Source organism: Kribbella orskensis (assembly GCF_004342085.1).
Lineage (GTDB): Bacteria > Actinomycetota > Actinomycetes > Propionibacteriales > Kribbellaceae > Kribbella > Kribbella orskensis.
On record NZ_SLWM01000012.1, the window covers coordinates 94,097 to 111,687 of the forward strand.

The 17,591-nt window shown below is 69.8% G+C and carries 19 protein-coding genes; 8 read left to right on the plus strand and 11 right to left on the minus strand.

Going from position 1 to position 17,591, the window contains the following annotated elements; translation table 11 throughout:
* Positions 1-13: 13 nt before the first annotated feature.
* The 8 genes from EV644_RS27770 to purS form a co-directional block, all read right to left on the minus strand.
* Positions 14-583 (minus strand): GNAT family N-acetyltransferase, encoded by a 570-nt coding sequence (locus EV644_RS27770; protein WP_241998899.1) that lies wholly within the window; start codon positions 581-583, stop codon positions 14-16.
* 14 nt (positions 584-597) lie between these two features.
* Positions 598-930: a YnfA family protein gene (locus tag EV644_RS27775; protein WP_132191901.1), complete on the minus strand. Its 333-nt coding sequence runs from the start codon at positions 928-930 to the stop codon at positions 598-600.
* A gap of 124 nt (positions 931-1,054) precedes the next feature.
* The gene (locus tag EV644_RS27780; RefSeq protein WP_132191902.1) at positions 1,055-1,555 is read right to left on the minus strand and encodes a DUF1707 SHOCT-like domain-containing protein; all 501 of its coding nucleotides are present in this window, start codon (positions 1,553-1,555) and stop codon (positions 1,055-1,057) included.
* Positions 1,556-1,623: 68 nt separating this feature from the next.
* Positions 1,624-2,319: a tyrosine-protein phosphatase gene (locus EV644_RS27785; protein WP_132191903.1), complete on the minus strand. Its 696-nt coding sequence runs from the start codon at positions 2,317-2,319 to the stop codon at positions 1,624-1,626.
* A 1-nt stretch (position 2,320) separates the two neighbouring features.
* A complete protein-coding gene (purL, locus tag EV644_RS27790; RefSeq protein WP_132191904.1) occupies positions 2,321-4,582 on the minus strand; it encodes a phosphoribosylformylglycinamidine synthase subunit PurL in 2,262 nt (753 codons plus the stop codon).
* Between the two features lie 2 nt (positions 4,583-4,584).
* Entirely contained in the window at positions 4,585-6,654 is a 2,070-nt protein-coding gene (locus tag EV644_RS27795; RefSeq protein ID WP_241998900.1) for a hypothetical protein, read from the minus strand.
* A gap of 14 nt (positions 6,655-6,668) precedes the next feature.
* Positions 6,669-7,340, minus strand: coding sequence for a phosphoribosylformylglycinamidine synthase subunit PurQ (purQ, locus tag EV644_RS27800; RefSeq protein ID WP_132191906.1), 672 nt, complete (start codon positions 7,338-7,340; stop codon positions 6,669-6,671).
* Entirely contained in the window at positions 7,337-7,588 is a 252-nt protein-coding gene (gene purS, locus EV644_RS27805; RefSeq protein WP_132191907.1) for a phosphoribosylformylglycinamidine synthase subunit PurS, read from the minus strand. The genes purQ and purS overlap by 4 nt, the downstream gene beginning before the upstream one ends.
* 111 nt (positions 7,589-7,699) lie before the next feature.
* Here purS and EV644_RS27810 point away from each other — a divergent pair, with 111 nt between their 5' ends.
* The 4 genes from EV644_RS27810 to EV644_RS27825 all read left to right on the plus strand — a co-directional run bounded on the left by EV644_RS27810 (position 7,700) and on the right by EV644_RS27825 (position 10,958).
* A complete protein-coding gene (locus EV644_RS27810; RefSeq protein WP_132191908.1) occupies positions 7,700-8,221 on the plus strand; it encodes a PadR family transcriptional regulator in 522 nt (173 codons plus the stop codon).
* Positions 8,218-8,898 carry an ABC transporter ATP-binding protein gene (locus tag EV644_RS27815; RefSeq protein WP_132191909.1) on the plus strand — a complete coding sequence of 227 codons (681 nt, stop codon included), beginning with the start codon at positions 8,218-8,220 and terminating at the stop codon, positions 8,896-8,898. The genes EV644_RS27810 and EV644_RS27815 overlap by 4 nt, the downstream gene beginning before the upstream one ends.
* Complete coding sequence (locus EV644_RS27820; protein WP_132191910.1) at positions 8,895-10,310, plus strand: ABC transporter permease family protein; 1,416 nt, start codon at positions 8,895-8,897, stop codon at positions 10,308-10,310. The genes EV644_RS27815 and EV644_RS27820 overlap by 4 nt, the downstream gene beginning before the upstream one ends.
* 159 nt (positions 10,311-10,469) lie before the next feature.
* On the plus strand, positions 10,470-10,958 hold the full coding sequence (locus tag EV644_RS27825) for a VTT domain-containing protein (protein WP_132191911.1): 489 nt from the start codon (positions 10,470-10,472) through the stop codon (positions 10,956-10,958).
* Positions 10,959-10,979: 21 nt separating this feature from the next.
* On the opposite strand, the gene EV644_RS27830 is transcribed toward EV644_RS27825, so the two are convergent.
* Both EV644_RS27830 and EV644_RS27835 read right to left on the minus strand, forming a co-directional pair.
* Entirely contained in the window at positions 10,980-11,855 is an 876-nt protein-coding gene (locus EV644_RS27830; protein WP_132191912.1) for a phosphoribosylaminoimidazolesuccinocarboxamide synthase, read from the minus strand.
* The gene (locus EV644_RS27835; RefSeq protein WP_132191913.1) at positions 11,852-12,991 is read right to left on the minus strand and encodes an FAD-dependent monooxygenase; all 1,140 of its coding nucleotides are present in this window, start codon (positions 12,989-12,991) and stop codon (positions 11,852-11,854) included. The genes EV644_RS27830 and EV644_RS27835 overlap by 4 nt, the downstream gene beginning before the upstream one ends.
* 48 nt (positions 12,992-13,039) lie before the next feature.
* Here EV644_RS27835 and EV644_RS27840 point away from each other — a divergent pair, with 48 nt between their 5' ends.
* The 4 genes from EV644_RS27840 (at position 13,040) to EV644_RS27855 (ending at position 16,240) form a co-directional block, all read left to right on the plus strand.
* Complete coding sequence (locus EV644_RS27840; RefSeq protein WP_132191914.1) at positions 13,040-13,651, plus strand: TetR/AcrR family transcriptional regulator; 612 nt, start codon at positions 13,040-13,042, stop codon at positions 13,649-13,651.
* Between the two features lie 313 nt (positions 13,652-13,964).
* On the plus strand, positions 13,965-14,354 hold the full coding sequence (locus tag EV644_RS27845) for a hypothetical protein (protein WP_132191915.1): 390 nt from the start codon (positions 13,965-13,967) through the stop codon (positions 14,352-14,354).
* 216 nt (positions 14,355-14,570) lie between these two features.
* A complete protein-coding gene (locus EV644_RS27850; protein ID WP_158292941.1) occupies positions 14,571-15,746 on the plus strand; it encodes a DUF222 domain-containing protein in 1,176 nt (391 codons plus the stop codon).
* A complete protein-coding gene (locus EV644_RS27855; RefSeq protein ID WP_132191917.1) occupies positions 15,704-16,240 on the plus strand; it encodes an HNH endonuclease signature motif containing protein in 537 nt (178 codons plus the stop codon). Before EV644_RS27850 ends, EV644_RS27855 begins: the two co-directional genes overlap by 43 nt.
* A 412-nt stretch (positions 16,241-16,652) precedes the next feature.
* Here EV644_RS27855 and EV644_RS27860 read toward each other — a convergent pair whose 3' ends face one another.
* Complete coding sequence (locus EV644_RS27860) at positions 16,653-17,072, minus strand: hypothetical protein (protein ID WP_132191918.1); 420 nt, start codon at positions 17,070-17,072, stop codon at positions 16,653-16,655.
* Positions 17,073-17,591: the final 519 nt, after the last annotated feature.

Below are 17,591 nucleotides of genomic sequence, written 5' to 3' on the forward strand. Positions count from 1 at the left end.
TCGTCTCTCCGATTCAGAAGGTGCCGACGTCGCGTTCCATCGCCACGGCGCCGAGTACCACGCCGTCGGGCAGGGTCAGTTGGGCGTGCTCGACCTCGGTGAAGCCGAACGCCTTGTACAGCGGTACTCCGGGCAGCGTCGCCATCAGCGCCAGGCGGGTGAATCCCTCGCTCCGGGCGGCGTCCACGCAGGAGGTCAGGATCGCCCGGCCGAGGCCGCGCCGGGTCCAGTCGGCGCGGACGAACATCGCGCGGATCCGGGCCGGCTCCGTTGCCGGGTCGAGCAGCCTCTCGTCGGCGCCGGCATCCGTGCCGTTGAAGAGCTTGTTCCGTCGGCTCCACCCGCCGCAGGCCACGATCTCCCCGCCGGCCTCGTGCACGTAGTACGTGCCGTCCTCGATCAGGGCCAGGTCGAGCGCCGCGATGTGCACCGAGGCACTCGCCGTCTGCGGGGCGTCGTAGTACGCGGGAAACAGCTCGAGCACGGAGGCTCGCATCAGCTCGGCGATCGCCGGCGCGTCGGTGGGCACGGCGAGGCGCTGCGGGGGATTCCCCTGACCGGGGTGATGCGGTGGGGTCGGCACGGTGTCAGGCTATTTCAGCCGCGGGGCGCGTACATGATCAGGCCCACGCCGACTAGACAGACCAGCGCCCCGGCGAGGTCCCAGCGGTCCGGCCGGAACCCGTCGGCGACCACTCCCCAGGCGAGCGAACCCGCCACGAAGACTCCGCCGTACGCCGCGAGGATGCGCCCGAAGTTCGGGTCCGGCTGCAGCGTGGCGACGAACCCGTAGGCGCCGAGAGCAACGATCCCACCGAGCATCCACAACACCCCGCGGTGCTCCCGCACCCCCTGCCACACCAGCCAGGCTCCGCCGATCTCCGCCACCGCAGCCACCCCGAACAACGCGACCGACCGCAACACCGTCATACCCGGAGGCTAGTTCCCCGCGTCACCGAGTCGATGGCGAACCTGCGGATGGCTGCAACCCCGATGGCCAGTGAGCGAGGCGATCGTGCGTGACGGTGACGACCGGCGGGAGCTCGGTGTCAGGTCAGCGGTTGGGTGGGTTCTGGCGGCGGGGGCGGGAGGCCCAGCGGTAGGCGAAGAAGACCCAGGCGAGGGACGGCAGGGCGAAGATGGCGGCGGCGATCTCGCGGCCGAAGACCATGAAGACCAGCCCGGTCAGGAAGAACGGGAGCGCCAGCCAGACGGCCCCGGCGAAGGCGGCCCATCGCCAGCGGCCGGGCTGACGTGGCTTCGGGGTGTAGAGCGACGGCAGCGGGAGACCTTCGAAGGCGGGCTGGAGATCGGCATGCGTGACGGCTTCGTTGACCAGGTCGACGCGGCGGTGCAGCTCAGCCTCGTCGAGGCGGCCGATCGCGAACTGCTCGGAGAGTTCGTCGATGCTGATCCGGCGTTCCTCGTCGGTGAGCCGGACCGTCAGCATCCGGCGACGCGCTGCGACGACCCGCGCCTCCTGGCTCGCAGCCGCGGCCATCCCGGCCAGATTCGCCAGATCAGCTCTCGGCCGACCCTTGTACCGATCGGTCATCGCTCACACCCCACTCCGTTCTTCCCGAGTGTGCCAGCCGCAAGGCCAACACCCAACCGATGCGGGAGTCAGGGTGCGACGAGACGGTCCCGCAACCGGTCGAGCTGCTCGAAGGTCAGCCCGCTCGACGTGAGGTAGGCGGCGATGTCGACGGAGCCGAGAAAGGCGACCATCGCGAGGCAGGCGTGCGCACAGTGCTGCTCGAGCGCCTCAGGGGTGAGCGGCTGCTCGTCCGCCTCGGGAGCCACCTCGTAGTACGCGTTCATCGTGCGCAGGCCGAGCTCGTAGTCGTCGAGGATGTCCGCGACCGGCGTCCCCACCAGGGAGAGCAGCATCGCGATGATCATCCCGGTCCGGTCCTTGCCGGCCTTGCAGTGCACGAGTACGCCGCCCGGCTGGGCATCCGCGATCCGCGCGAACACCGAGGTGATCAGTCCCGGCCAGCGGCGCAGCGCCTCGCCGTAGTACTCGGGGGTGCCGAGCCGCTCGCCCCACACCGCCATGAACTCCTCGTCCTGCTGGTCCTCGACGGGATGGTGGTGCACGACGTCGAGCACCCGCACCTCGAGCCGCTCGTAGTCGTTGCGCAGATCGATGACCGTGCCGACGCCGGCGTCCGCCAACTGCTGCCAGCCGGTGTCGGTCAGCAGGTCCGGCCGGGCCGAGCGATAGACCCGGCCCGGCTGGATCGTTCCCGATCCAGCCGGCAGTCCGCCGAGATCCCGCGCGTTGACCGCGCCGTCCCAGTCCAGCTCGCGGCTCACGTCAGCCGAGGGCGTTGGGAAGGGTCGCGGTCCAGTTGCTGCGGAGCTCCGCCAGCGGGATCTCGAACTGGTCCTGGACGTCGAGGGACTCGCCCGTGACGACGCCGATCTTGGTGTGCGGGAACCGTCGCGCCGTGCACATGTCGGTGAACCGGACCTCCTCGGTCCGCGGTACGGCGACCACCGCGCGGCCGGCCGACTCCGCGAACAGGAAGAGGAACGGGTCCAGGCCGTCCGGGGCCCACACCCGGGCACCGGTGCCACCGCGCAGGGCGGACTCGACGAGCACCTGGGCGACGCCACCGTCGCTGACGTCGTGGGCCGCGTCGATCAGGCCGTCGCGGGACGCGTTGATCAGGATGTCCGCCAGGTGGGCCTCGGCCGCCAGGTCGACCGCGGGCGGGCGTCCGCCGAGGTGGCCGTGGATCACGTGCGCCCACTCCGAGCCGGACAGCTCCTCCTCGGTCTCCCCGAGCAGGTAGAGCTGGTGGCCCTCCATCTCGGCGGTGAAACCGATCGGGGTCCGCCGGGTCACGTCGTCGATCACACCCAGTACGCCGACCACGGGCGTCGGCAGGATCGGGGTCTCGCCGGTCTGGTTGTAGAACGACACGTTGCCACCGGTGACCGGGATCCCCAGCTCGATGCAGCCGTCCACCAGACCGCGGATGGCCTCCGAGAACTGCCACATCACGCCCGGGTCCTCCGGCGAGCCGAAGTTCAGGCAGTCCGTCACCGCGGCCGGGCGGGCGCCGGTGGTGGCGACGTTGCGGTAGGACTCGGCCAGCGCGAGCTTGGCGCCGATGTACGGGTCGAGCTTCGCGAAGCGGCCGTTGCAGTCGGTGGAGACCGCGACGCCGAGGCCGCTGGTCTCGTCGACCCGGATCATCCCGCTGTCCTCGGGCTGCGCGAGCACCGAGTTGCCGAGCACGTACCGGTCGTACTGGTCGGTGACCCATGACTTGTCGCACAGGTTCGGCGAGGCGATCAGCTTCAGCAGGGTGTCCCGCAGCTGCTCCGGAGTGTTTGCCCTGGGCAACTTCTCGGCGCCGTCGGCCTGCAGCTCGTCCTGCCAGTCCGGCCGCGCGTACGGGCGCTCGTAGACCGGGCCCTCGTGCGCGACGGTGCGCGGCGGTACGTCGACCACCCGCTCGCCGTGCCAGTCGATCTGCAGCCGGCCGGTGTCGGTGACCTCGCCGATCACGTCGGCCTGGACGTCCCACTTCTGGCAGATCTTCAGGAACTTCTCGACGTTGGCCGGCGTGACGACCGCCATCATCCGCTCCTGCGACTCGCTCATCAGGATCTCTTCCGGAGCCAGCGAGGCGTCCCGCAGCGGCACCTTGTCGAGCGAGACGAACATGCCGCCGTCACCCGCGCTGGCCAGCTCGGAGGTGGCGCAGGACAGTCCGGCGCCGCCGAGGTCCTGGATGCCCTCGACGATCCGGGCGGCGAACAGCTCCAGGGTGCACTCGATCAGCAGCTTCTCCATGAACGGGTCGCCGACCTGGACCGCGGGCCGCTTGGTCGGGCCACCCTCGGCGAAGGTCTCGCTGGCGAGCACCGAGACGCCGCCGATGCCGTCGCCACCGGTCTTCGCGCCGTACAGGATGATCTGGTTGCCGATGCCGGTGGCGTTCGCGAGGTGCAGGTCCTCGTGCCGCATCACGCCGACGCAGAGCGCGTTCACCAGCGGGTTGCCCAGGTACGTCGGGTCGAAGACGACCTCGCCGCCGATGTTCGGCAGGCCGAGACTGTTGCCGTAGCCGCCGACGCCGGACACGATCCCCGGCAGCACCCGCTTGGTGTCCGGGGCGTCCAGCGGGCCGAACCGCAGCGGGTCCATCACCGCGACCGGGCGGGCGCCCATCGCCAGGATGTCGCGGACGATACCGCCGACCCCGGTGGCCGCGCCCTGGTACGGCTCGACGTACGACGGGTGGTTGTGCGACTCGACCTTGAAGGTGACGGCGTAGCCCTCACCGATGTCGATCACACCGGCGTTCTCGCCGATGCCGGCCAGCATCTTGCCGGCCGGGGTCTCCTGCGGGATCTCGCCGAAGCGCTTGAGGTGCACCTTGGACGACTTGTACGAGCAGTGCTCGCTCCACATCACCGAGTACATCGCCAGCTCGCAGCTGGTCGGCCGCCGGTCCAGGATGTCGCGGATCCGCTGGTACTCGTCCGGCTTTAACCCGAGCTCCGCCCACGGCTGCTCGACGTCCGGGCCGCTGGTCGCGTTGCTGACGGTGTCGGTCGACACTTTTATGACTCCTGAACTAGGTGGGACTCAGAGGAAACGGTAGCGGGCTGCTGGTCGGGACCGACCGACAGGAGATGCGCTACGAGCAAGGGGAGGGCGAAGCCGGCCATGATCGCGGGGAGGACGACGCCTGCGTCGTTGAGGACCATGCCGATCAGGCCGCAGGTGGAGAGGGCCAGCAGGGTCGGCCGGACCATCGGCTTGCTCGCGTAGAAGCGGCGGTACGACTCGGAGGGCACCTTGTCCGGCCAGACGGTCGCGGCCATCGCCAGCAGTACTCCGATGAGCATCGCCCAGCCGGCGACGGAATCGAAGAAGTCGAGGGACATCTGCAGTTTGCGGATCAGCACGTCGTTCACGTCACCGTCGAGCAGGCGCGCCACGAAGGTGCCGAAGTGGCTCCGCTGGTCCGCCGGCCGCAGGTAGTCCAGGAAGGCGACGGCCGACACAGCGAGCACTCCCGCGGCGCCGATGCCCAGCAGCGCCTTCCAGGTGATCCCGCCGCGCCAGGTCAGCCAGGCCATCAGCAGCACGGCCGGGGTGAGCGCGATGATGCCGCCGAAGTCCGTCCCCCAGCCGGGCTTGCCGTCGACGATGATCGCCAGCCCGCCGATGGCCAGTACTACGAGCGCCGCCTGGGCTCTGCTGCGGTCCAGCACCTTCTGCGCTGCCCACCCGGCCATAACGAGCGCGGCGACCGCCAGTACGGCGAAGGTGGAGTTCCCGAAGCCGTAGAACCGTCCGCCGATCACCGGACCGTCCGTGAACATGCTGCCGAACTGCAGGGGCGTCCCCAGCACGCCGTCAACCAGCAGGATCACGTACGCCGCTCCGAGGATCCCGAGGTACGCGTACTCCTTGAGGACGGCCCAGGCCAGCCCGGCGAATCCCGCGCTGATCGCGAGCGACACGAAGTACAGCGAAAGGCCGGGCGACGGCCAGCGCCACCACTGCGTCACCGTGGTCAGGAACACCGTGATGAAGAACCCGCCCTGGGTCAGCAACGTGAACACGCTCGTATTGCGGGCCCGCCGGCTGCGGGTGATCAGGAACCAGCCGAGCGCGGCGAGTTGCATCACCAGCAAGGTGATCGCGAGCCAGCCGAGCACCGGGTGGGGATGTTCGAACCGTTCGTTGGTGACCAGGCGGTTCTCGATCACCGCGGCGGCATCGGTGTGCACGGGTCCGGTGAAGTGGATCTCGTTCCCGTCCAGCGGGCCGGGTTGCTCGGCGCCGGCCGGGTCGATCTCCTTCGCCTCGCCGCGCAGGATCGTCGCGGTGACGTCGGTGAGCTGGATGAGACCGGGCCTGCGGGTGGAGTCGCTGGTCAGCCAGCGCGGGCCGTTGTCCGGCGGCAACTGCATCGCGACGAGGAGTTCCTGGTGCGCGTTGGCGGTCTCCTCGGCGACGCCGACGAGCAGGACCCAGCCGTCGGCCGCGCGCGCCTGCGCGACCAGATCGGCGACCTTCTTGCTGGCCTCCTCGCGGCCTTCGCGCAGCGGCATCGGGCCGGCGTCGATGATCGCGTCACCGCAGGCGTTGCTCGCGAGCAGTGCGGGGTCGAGGGACTCGGTCCAGTTCGCGACCGTGCCGTCCGTGCGAGCCAGTGCGACCGCGGCACCCGGGCCGAAGCCGCAGATCCGGTCACGGCTCTCCGCGAGCCGCCCGAGCGGGGCGCCGGTGTGATGCTCGGCCTGGCGGTCGACGTACGTCTGCCAGCCCTGGATCTTGCCGTCGACGACGCCGGGGAGTTCGCCACAGCCCTGGTCGGGCACACTGCCCCAGGCGCGGGTGCCTGCGTTGATCGTCAGCCAGCCGTCGATCGGACAGGTGTGCGGCCCGGCCGTCTTCACAGTGATCGACCCGACATGCGACTGGTCCACCAACGCCGTCAACTCCGGCGAAGCCTCAACATCACTCCACCGCAACCCAGGCACACCAATCACGACAACCTTGGCCAGCAGATCCTGCGAACCCTGCGGCTGGGTACCGGGAGCGGCCGAGGCCGCGCTCGCGGTACCGACGAAGATGGTTGCGGCGAGGAACAGGGTGCGGAGCAGGAGCCGCCGCACCCCACGAGACTTCATCAGGAGGCGACGACGGCCTTCAGCACCGAGGTGAAGAAGCCGAGGCCGTCCGTGCTCGGGCCCGTCAGGGTCTCGACGCAGTGCTCCGGGTGCGGCATCAGGCCGACCACGTTGCCCCGCTCGTTGCTGATCCCCGCGATGTCCCGGTAGGAGCCGTTCGGGTTCTGGCCCAGGTACCGCGCGACCACCAGGCCCTCACCCTCGAGCCGGTCCAGCGTCGGCTCGTCCGCGACGTACGAGCCGTCCTGGTTCTTCAGCACGATGGTGATCTCGTGGTTCGCGTCGTAGTCGCTGGTCCAGGCGGTGCGGTTGTTCTCGATCCGCAGCGGCTGGTCCTTGCAGATGAACTTGCGGTGGTGGTTCTTGATCAGCGCGCCCGGCAGCAGGTGCGACTCGCAGAGCACCTGGAAGCCGTTGCAGATGCCGAGTACCGGCAGGCCCTCGCCCGCCTTCTTGATGATGGTCTCCATTACCGGCGCGAACCGGGAGATCGCCCCGGCGCGCAGGTAGTCGCCGTACGAGAAGCCGCCCGGCAGGACCACCGCGTCGACCCCGTGCAGGTCCGCGTCGCCGTGCCACAGCGCGACCGCCTCGGCGCCCGCGACGGTGGCCGCCCGGCGGGCGTCCACATCGTCGAGCGAGCCCGGGAAGGTGACGACCCCGATCTTCACTGGTCACCCTCGACGTGCAGGGTGTAGTCCTCGATCACCGGGTTGGCCAGCAGCGTGTCCGCCGCCTTGCGGATCTCGGCGACCTGTTCCTCGGTCGCCTCACCGTCCAGGGTGATCTCGAAGCGCTTTCCCTGGCGGACATCGGCCACGCCGTCGAAGCCGAGCCGGCCGAACGCGCCGTGCACCGCCTTGCCCTGCGGGTCGAGGATCTCGGGCTTGAGCATGACGTCGACGACAACGCGAGCCACTACAACTCCTGGTTCGGACCGGGGATGACGCCTGAATCCTACCGATCGAGCGCCAAGAATCCGCATCGCCGACTATTCACTGAGTACATACATCGTGTGTATAGTCACCCAATGGCAACAGCTGAACTCGTTCTGGGACTGCTCCACGACGGGCCGGCTCACGGGTACGACGTGAAGCGCGGCCATGACGCCTGGTTCCCCGACAGCCGGCCGCTCGCGTTCGGGCAGGTCTATACGACGCTCGCCCGACTCGAGCGCGACGAACTCGTCGAGGTGGTCGACCGGGGCTCGGAGGGCGGTCCCGAGCGGACCGTCTACGCACTCACCGCGATGGGCCGCGAGCACCTGGCGAACTGGCTCGCCGAGCCGATCCAGCCCGCCCTCGGCCCAGTCGACGAACTGGTCCGCAAGGTGGTCGCGACGATCCGCACCGGCGAGGACGCGACCGCCTTCCTGGCCCGGCAGCGGTCGAGCCACCTTCGCCGGATCCGCGAACTGAAGGCCGCGACACCGGACGACGACTCGTCGTCCCGGCTGGTGCGGGACTACCTGGCAATGCATCTGGATGCCGACCTGCGCTGGCTGGACAGCACGCTGGACCGGATCACCCAACAGAAGGAGATCAGTCGATGACCGACCTCGCCCTGGAGATGCGCCGGGTGGAGTACGCCTACCGCCGTGACGTGGCACTGCGAGGGATCTCCCTCGCGGTCCGCGCCGGCGAGGTGGTGGCCGTCACCGGCCCCAGCGGCTGTGGCAAGTCCACCTTGCTGCACTGCGCGGCCGGGATCCTGCGGCCGCAGGGTGGCGCCGTCAGCCTGGTCGGCCGCGACCTGGCCGAGCTCCCCGAGGCCGAGCGGACGCGGTTGCGCCGGACACAGGCGGGCGTAGTACTCCAGTTCGGGCAGTTGGTTCCGGATCTGTCCCTGATGGACAACGTCGCGCTCCCACTACTGCTCGAGGGCCACGATCGCGATGCGGCTCGGCGGGCCGCACTGGGCTGGTTGGAGCGCGTCGGCGTAGCCGGAGACGCCGCAGCCGTGCCAGGCGAGCTCTCCGGCGGCCAGAACCAGCGGGCCGCGGTCGCCCGTGCGCTGGTGACCGGGCCGGCGATCGTGTTCGCCGATGAACCCACCGGCAGCCTCGATAGCCACGCGGGCGAGCAGATGATGGAACTGCTGCTCGCTTCCACCCGGGACGGCGGCGCCGCCCTGATGATGGTCACCCATGACAACCTGATCGCCGCGTACGCCGACCGCGAGATCCGCCTGCGTGACGGCGTGATCCAGCACGAGGTGGCGCTGTCGTGAACCTTCGCACGCTGATCACACTGGCACTCCCCCGGTCAGCCACTGATCGCCGCCGCCTCCAATTGCTGGTGCTCAGCGTCGCCGTGGCAGGCGCGTTCCTGCTGGCCGGCCTGCGGATCACCCGGCTGGGCTTCAGCAGCGATCTGGCGTACGACGACGTCATCACGTCATCCGATGGGTACATCGTCGCCACCCCCAGCGGCGGGTACAGCGACTACCTGCAGGAAAGCGGTCTTCGGGGTGGCGTAGCCCTGGCCACGGTCTTCCTGGCCGCAACAGCCTGCGCCCTGGCCTACCAAGCCCTCAAGCTCGGTACTGCGGCACGCGACCGGAGGCTGGCCGCGTTCCGGCTCGCGGGGGCGACCCCGGACCAGGTCCGCACGCTCGGCGCTGTCGAGGGCGCACTGGCCGGCCTGGCCGGTGGCATCCTCGCCGGACCCGTCTACCTCGTCCTCGCGCTGCTCATCCAGGCATTGCCGCAGGTGGCGCGGGTCCTTCCTCGCCCGGACGGGTGGGACGCGGCCGGGTGGCCGGCCCTGGCGATCCTGCTCGGCGCGGCGACCGCAGTACTGGGGTCGCGGCTGCGGCGTGGTCTGGTGACGGATCCGCTGGCGGGTGCCGAGCACAAGCCGGTCCGAGTCCGCACCGGGATCATCGGCGGCGTCGTCGGCCTGGTGCTCATCGTGGCCGGGATGAGCGGCCTGATGGCCCGCGCGGAATCGTTCGGTACGGCGATCATCTTCGTTCCGGCTGCCGGCGTTCTGATCGCCACGATCACGCTGGCTCCGCTGCTGGCGTACGGGCAGGGCCGGCGACTCAGCCGGTCGACGGATCCGATCAAGGTGCTCGCGGGTGGGCGGCTGATCCGGACCGCGCGGACCGCCGGGCGATCGATCACCCTCTTCGTACTCTGCGGCACCGTGGTCGGACTCTGCGCCGCCTCGATGGTCGCTCTGTGGCGCGAGTACTCCACGCAGGAAGGCGGCATGGGAGGTTCGCTGACCTTCTACTCGACCGGATTCGGCCTGGCCGCCTTCGCCTCGCTGGCGGTCGCGCTCGCCGCCGGCGCCTCCCTGCTGGCCGGAACGGCTGACGATCTGGTGGATCAGCGCCGCAACCTCGCCTGCCTGAGCATCTTCGGTGTGGGCGAGGACCACCTGCGCCGCTCGGTGCGGCTCCGGCTCACAGCGATCGCCACACCGGCCGTCGCGGTGGGGCTGGCGGTCGGGTACTTCCTGACCTCGAGACGCGAGGTCTACCCCTCGCTCGACAGCGGCACTGCCCTGCTGGGGCTGCTGATCCTGGTCGTGGTCGGCACCGGACTGACCTGGCTGGTCGCGGCCGGCGCGGCCGCGCTGCTGCGTGGACAGGTCCGCGAGGCGATCGATCCCCAGAACCTGCGGTCGGCCTGACGCCGCATTCCGGCGGACTCCGCAGCCGCGCTTGACGGCGTCACAGGAACAGAGGGACTGTCAAGGGAGCTGGAACCCGGGGTTGAGGGGCCCCGGGTTTCTCCCTGAGGTGGGACTGCCATCACTGAGCCGGAAACGGTCTGCACATAGCCTCAAGGCATGTGGTTGTGGCAGTTCGCGCTGGCGGTGGGCTTCGGGATCGGGTCTGCCGTCATCCCAGTGCTGAACGCGGAGGCGTACGTCCTCGGCGTGGGCGTCTCCGGCGCGCTCGATCCGGTGGTCGCCGCAGTCGGGGTCTCGGTCGGCCAGACCATCGGCAAGGTGGCGATGTTCCTGGCGGTCCGGTACCGCCCGGGCTACGCCGCGAGGAAGGGCAAGGAGCCCAGACCGGTCAACCTGTATACGCGGTGGGGCCGGTTCGTGCAGTGGAACCGGGATCTCAGCAAACGCCTTCTCGACGCCCTGAGCGACCGCCGCTGGGGCATCCCCGTCACCCTCCTCAGCTCCTCGGTCGGCATCCCCCCGCTGTACGGCGTCGCCCTGATCGCCGGCGCGAGCCGCATGGGCGTAGTCACCTTCACCCTGTCGGTCCTGACCGGCCGCCTCGCTCGCTTCATCACCCTCGCGGCTGGCGTCAGCCTCTTCTGAAGCGCTCAGCCGGTGAAGGGCTCAGCCGGTGTACTTCTCGCCCGTCAGTTGTTCGTAGGCGTTGATGTACGCCGCGCGGGTGCGGGCGATCACCTCGTCCGACAGGGGCGGCGGGGCCTCGCCCGACTTGCGGTCCCAGCCGGACTCGAACTGGAGCCAGTCGCGCACGATCTGCTTGTCGTACGACGGCTGCTGCTTGCCCGGCTGCCACTGGTCGGCCGGCCAGAAGCGGCTGGAGTCCGGAGTCAGCACCTCGTCCGCGAGCACGATCGTGCCGTCCGGGCGCGCGCCGAACTCGAACTTCGTGTCGGCCAGGATGATCCCGCGCTGCTCGGCCCGGGCGTGCGCCTCGCGGTAGATGTCGAGGGTGAGCCCGCGCAGCGCCTCGGCGATCTCCGCTCCGACCGTGGCGACCACAGCGTCGTACGAGACGTTCTCGTCGTGCTCGCCGAGATCGGCCTTCGTCGCGGGGGTGAAGATCGGCTCATCCAGGCGCGAGCCCTCGACCAGGCCGTCCCGCAGCGGGATCCCGCAGACCTCGCCGGTGGCGTTGTAGTCCAGCAGCCCCGAGCCGCTCAGGTAGCCGCGGGCGACGCACTCGACCGGGAACATGTCGAGCCGCTCGCAAACCACCGCGCGCCCGGCGACCTCGGCCGGTACGTCGGTCGACAGGATGTGGTTCGGCACGTCCAGCTGCTCGAACCACCACAGGCTCATCGCGGTCAGCACCTTGCCCTTGTCCGGGATCGGCGTGTCCAGGATCCAGTCGAAGGCGCTCATCCGGTCGCTCGCGACCATCAGCAGGTCGCCCGACTCCAGCTCGTACAGATCTCGGACCTTGCCGGAGTGGATGTGCTTCGCGCCGGGGATCTCGACAGCCTGCGGAGGGATGATCACACCCGGGATTGTTCCACCCGCCGCCGCCTGGCCAGCAACCCGGCCACTTTGCCGCCGACGCCGAGGAACCCGTCGCGGAGCGTGCAGAGCACCCTGTTGTCCAGCTGACCGATCGTGCCGATGCTCCTGGACCGCTTGACGAGCTTGGCCGTCGCGGGACGCCGCTCGGCGTCGTACTGCGTCAGCGCGGCCGGCAAATCCTCGGTCGCCCTGAGGTGTCTGGCGAGCGCGCCGGCGTCCTCGATCGCGGAGCACGCGCCGCGGCCGAGGTTCGGCGTCATCGCGTGCGCGGCGTCGCCGAGCAGGACCACGCGGCCCTGGACGAACGGGACCAGCGGCACTGGCAGGTCGTAGATGTCGTTCTGCAGAACGGTTTCCGGCGGTGTCCCGGCGAGCAGGGCCGGGATCGGTTCGTGCCAGTCACCGAAGAGCTTGGTGACGTCGTCGTGGATCCCGCCCGGACCGACCGGTCGGCCGGCTTCGCGGTTGGCCGTGGCGTACCAGTAGATCCGCCCGTCGATCAGCCGGGCGAACCCGAACCGCTGCCCGCGTCCCCAGGTCTCGCCACCGCCGTCGCTGATGTCCGCCTCGGCGATCCCCCGGTACGCCGTGTAGCCGGAGTACCGCGGTCCTCCGTGGGACGGGTGGAGCGTGCGGCGGGTGATGCTGCGGATCCCGTCGGCCGCAATCACCAGGTCAGCGCGGAACTCCTCGCCACCTGAGTCGAGGCCGGTCCCGGTGATTGTGACGCCCGAGTCGTCCTCGGCCAGGCCGGTGAAGGTGATGCCGGTGCGGACGATGATCCCGGGGCCGAAGCGGGCAGTGATCAAGTCGTGCAACTGGGCCCGGTGGATCATCACCGGGATCTCCACTCCGATGTCGGCGGCCGCGACGAGCCAGCGTCCGCTCGGCTGCCGCATCCCGGCCGCGGAACCCGTCGCGGCGGCCTTCTCGACACCCTGCACGCCCAGGTCTTCCAGCACGGCGACGGCCGACGGCCACACCGAGATCCCGGCGCCGATCTCGCCCAGCTCCGGCGCCCGCTCCAGCACCGTGACCTGCCAGCCGCACTGCTCCAGCGCGACGGCCGCCGTCGCCCCACCGATCCCCGCTCCCACCACGATCGCTGTCCTCATGGCCAGTGACTCTACATCTGTAGAGGCTGGTTGGGTAGAGTGTGCGCTGTGACGAAAAAGGTGCCGCTCGGCGAGGACCGCCAGGCAGCCATCGCCGATGCAGCCATCCACCTCGTGGCCACCCGCGGTCTCCGCGGCCTCACCCACCGAGCCGTCGACGCGGAAGCCGGCCTCCCACCGGGCTCGACCTCGTACTACCTCCGCACCCGCTCGGCCCTCCTCACCGCCTGCGTGAACCGCATGCTCACCCGGGACCTGACCGCCCAGCCCCCTCCTGGCGCAGTTGGCCCGGCCCCGGACCGAGCAGCGACCGCTGCAGATCCTGTGGATTTGTTGGTCGGGATGGTCGTGGGGCTGGTGCGGGATCGGCCGGACGACCTGGTCGCGCGGTACGAGTTGTCGCTCGAGGCGAGCCGTCAGCCGGAGTTGCGCGAGGCGATCATCCAGGGCGGCCGGCAGTTGCGCGAAGGTCTCGCCGGCATGCTCGCCGCACTCGGGATCGCCGACGCGGAGGCAGCCGCCTGGCCGGCCGCCGCGATGATGGACGGCCTCATGTATGACCGGGTGGCCGGCGCCGGCACCACCCTCACCCCCGAAACCTTCGAAGCCTCGGTCCGCCGAAGCCTCAAAGCCCTGCTCACCGGCCTCAACCACCACTGATCAAGGCCGCCACGCGCGGCTCTGCGAAGTGAGGGCTCCTCACTTACAGGCGAAGCTCGGCCGGTTTCAGCCTGGGGGTACGAACATGCCGCTGTCCGCTGCGCAACGCTTCGCCCAAGGTCACCCCGCCGACCCAGACGGTCAGTCCCGCAACGGTCAGCACGCGGCCGTTGCGGGAGGTTCGCGGGTGTGGGGGATGCGCGGCAGTTGGACCAGGCAGACGACAGTGTTGGCGTGACCTTGCTGCTCGGGCCTCTGTGTCACCTGACCCGAGGCAGTGGATCGCGCGCGGGTGCTGGCCGAGGCTGCCCGGGTGACGCGACCCGGTGGGTGGTGGTTGCCGCAGGCATCAGCCGCTACGCCGGGCTCGAGTACGGCAACAACGGGCCGACTTGCCGAGGACAGCCTTCACCTGTTCACGGACGCCCTCGTGACGGGTCGGAACTACGACGATCCCGAGGGGTTCACGAACGCGCACTTCCACCATGCGGAGGAGCTGCGCTCGGAATTCGAGAGCGCGGGCCTCGCCGACATCGCAGTACTGGGTGTCGAAGGCCCGGCGGCTCCGACTCTCGACAACCGCCACCCTCGACGAGGTTCCCTCCTGCTCCCGTCTGCGATTCTCCTGGCCCGCCTGCTGGAGACCGACCCCCTGATGATGTCCGCCAGCCTCCACTTCCTCGCCTTCGGTCGCGTCTCCTGACGAGTACGGCGCTCGGCGGGATAACCACACACGCCGAGGATCCTTCGATCACCTCGTGATCGAAAACCTTCTCGCGGGTCCGCAGCTGCAGGTGGGTTGTGGACAACTCGTCCGGATCCGATGCCTGCATCCAATTTCGGTCAATCTTCGAAATCCCTTACAAATAAGGGCCTTACGGGCCGGAAACTGTCGGAGCCGGTGTCTAGGGTCTGGGGTATGGAGATCTTGGGTGAGCGGCCGGTGTGGTCGATGAGCGACAGCGAGCAGCTGGCGACTCTCGACGCGCTGCAGGCCGAGGTCTCCCGGTTGCAGACCTACCGCCTGCAGGTCCTGGCCGGCTACGACGCGTCCGGTCACGCCGCCACCCTCGGTGCCGGTGACACCGCCCGGCTGCTGGCGTTTCGGCACCGGCTCGACCCGGGCGTGATCAAGCGTGACCTGGCCCTGGCCAAGGCCCTGCCCAAGTACCCCGCCGTGGCCGACGCCCTGCCACCGGTCCACCCCGACCCCGTGCACGACACCGACACCGGCGGTGCGGACGCCGACGGCAGCGACGCAGACGCGGATGCAGCTGCCGGTGCGGGGGTGGGGGTGGTGTTGTCGCCGGCGCAGGCCGCGGCGATCGTGGCCGAGCTGGAGGCCGTCCCCAAGACCGTCGCGGTGGCGGACCTGGCCGTGGCCGAAGAACAACTCGTCGCGCTGGCCCGCCACTTCAACCCCTCCGAACTCCGCAAGGCCGCCCGCCGGGCCCGCGACCTGCTCGACGCCGACGGTCCGGCACCCGAAGAGGACAAGGCCTATGCCCGGGAGGAGTTGCGGGTGCGGCCCGCGGACCGGGGCGTGAAGTTCAGCGGCTACCTGGCCAACGAGAACGCCGAACTGTTCCAAGCCCTGATCCTCGAGGGTTCCAAGCCCCGCAAGACCGTCACCGGCGAGTTGGACCCGCGCTCACCGGACAAGCGCCGCGCCGACGCCCTCACCGACATCCTCAACGTCACCTCCAACGCCATCAACGTGGCCAGCTCAGCCGACCCGGCCGACCCGGCCGGTAGCGCCGCCCAGACCGGTACCGCCGAGAGCGGTCCTGCGGTGGCCGGGTACGGCCCGAAGGCGCACATCACGATCACCATCGACCTCAAAGACCTCACCGACGCCGGAGCCCACGCGGTCGGGACCCTGGTCCACGGCGAGGGGCTGTCCGCGGGCGCGATCCGGCGGTTGGCGTGCGAGGCGCAGATCATCCCGATCGTGCTCGGCGCCAACTCCGAACCCCTCGACGTCGGCATGGCCCAACGCTTCGTCAACCGCGCCATGCGCCGCGCCTCAACGCCCGCGACAAGGGCTGCGTCGTGTGCAAAGCACCACCCATCTTCTGCGACGCCCACCACCTGATCTCCTGGATCGACCACGGACCCACCGCCCTGACCAACCTGGTCCTGCTCTGCCGCCGCCACCACATCGACACCCACCACGGCCACTGGACCATCACCCTCCAAAACGGCACCGCCACCGTCGCCCGCCCCACCTGGGCCGAACCCGGCCCCACCCGAACCCGCTACCGCACCCCCAGCTACCCCGACCGCGGGCATGGAGTGTCGGACAACGCTGCCCGAAACAGCGCCCACACCCCGGCACACACCACCGCCGTGAATGGCGCCGCCACCGGGAACAACCCGGTCGCGCAGTTCGACCCGTGGGCAGACACCGACCCACCCGATCCAGCCTCCGGCAAACACACCCATCCACCCGACGACCCAACCCCAGGTGACGGGCGCGGCTCATCGGTGACCGGGACTGGCGCCGCACCGACGACCTCGCCCTTCGCCGGCGATCGCGTCGCCGGCGTGCTGTTCGTCCCGGCGGGCGGCCGATTCCGAGGAAGGTGAGGCCTCGGACTTCCAGGTCGTCGCGACCGGCCGTTCCAGCCGGCTGAGCGACCGGCTCGCCGCCTGGGGGCTTGCCACAACCACCGATGACGTGGATGCCGATCAAGCTCAACTACGCGATCCGCCCTGTTCCGGCGCGAACAGAAAGTCAGCAATGCCTCGGTCGTGACCTCGCCGGCACAGCCTGGCCACGGCCAGGTCGCGCGGATCGGTAGCGTGCTGTTGGTCGAGGGCGATCGCTGGGCCCTCGATCAGCCCGCACACTCGTACTTCGAACAGGTGCGCGGTCGTCAACGCTGCCCGGCTCGCCCATCCCAGTTCGCTCAGCCATCCGAGCACCATCTTCCGCGTCCTACGGCAGGGCCTGTTCCGCACCTCCTGACTCACGGCCGTCTTACTTCGGGCGGTTGACTCAAAGGCGGTCCGTGACGGTGATGAAGGTGAAGTAGGCGACGCCGACGACCATGCCGACGTGGCCGAGCAGGGACAGGCCTGCGCCTGACCCCCAGGCATCGGTCGCCTTGTCCTTGGCGTGTTTGCTCGCGCTCGGGAGCCAACGGGCCAGCAGCAACAGTCCGACGATTGCCAGCAGCCACCAACCGACCAGCGCCACCAGCGCGATCTCGCGGCGAGCGATCACGAGGGCGGCGATCCAGGCCAGCAAGGTGAGCACACCGACCTTCGTATGCACCCGCACCAGGGCACCGGAAAAGCTCGCCACGCCGCTCGACCGCGTCTCACTCGCGCTCTCACCTCCCAGCCGGACGCGCGTCAACAGCACGACGACCGCGCCGAGCGCGGTCAGGAACCAGGTGACGTTCGACCATTCCACCTCCCGATCCTTACCCCACCAGCCACTCAAACGAACGCATGAAGCGTGTCGAACCTCTCGCTCTCCGTGAGCGACACGCTCCCGCTTCGCCCAAGTGGCCCTACGCACCAGATGACAGTCCCTGCCATTTGACCCTGTCAGGTGGTCCATGGTCTGCCCGTCGGACCACCTGTCAGGTGGTCCTTGTCTGACCGTCGGACTGCGTGCTCTGCCCTGGCACTTGCTGTCCTGGAGGTACCGCGCCCGAGTCCTGCGTCCCGTCGCCGGGCGCCGTCCCCTGCCCGGGGACAGTCCCCTGTGTCCCGTCGCCGGGAACTGTCCCTTGCCCGGGCACAGTTCCCTGCCCCTGCGTGCCCGGGGCCGTTCCCTGGCCCTGCTGCGTGCCGGGCGCCTGCTGGGTGCCCTGACCAGGCTGGGTGCCCTGGGGAAGGTGCCGGAACCGGCCGCCGCCAGGCCCGTTGAACTGCGTCTGCCCAGTCCCACTCCCTGAGCTCCCCCACGCATGCCCGACCGCAGTCC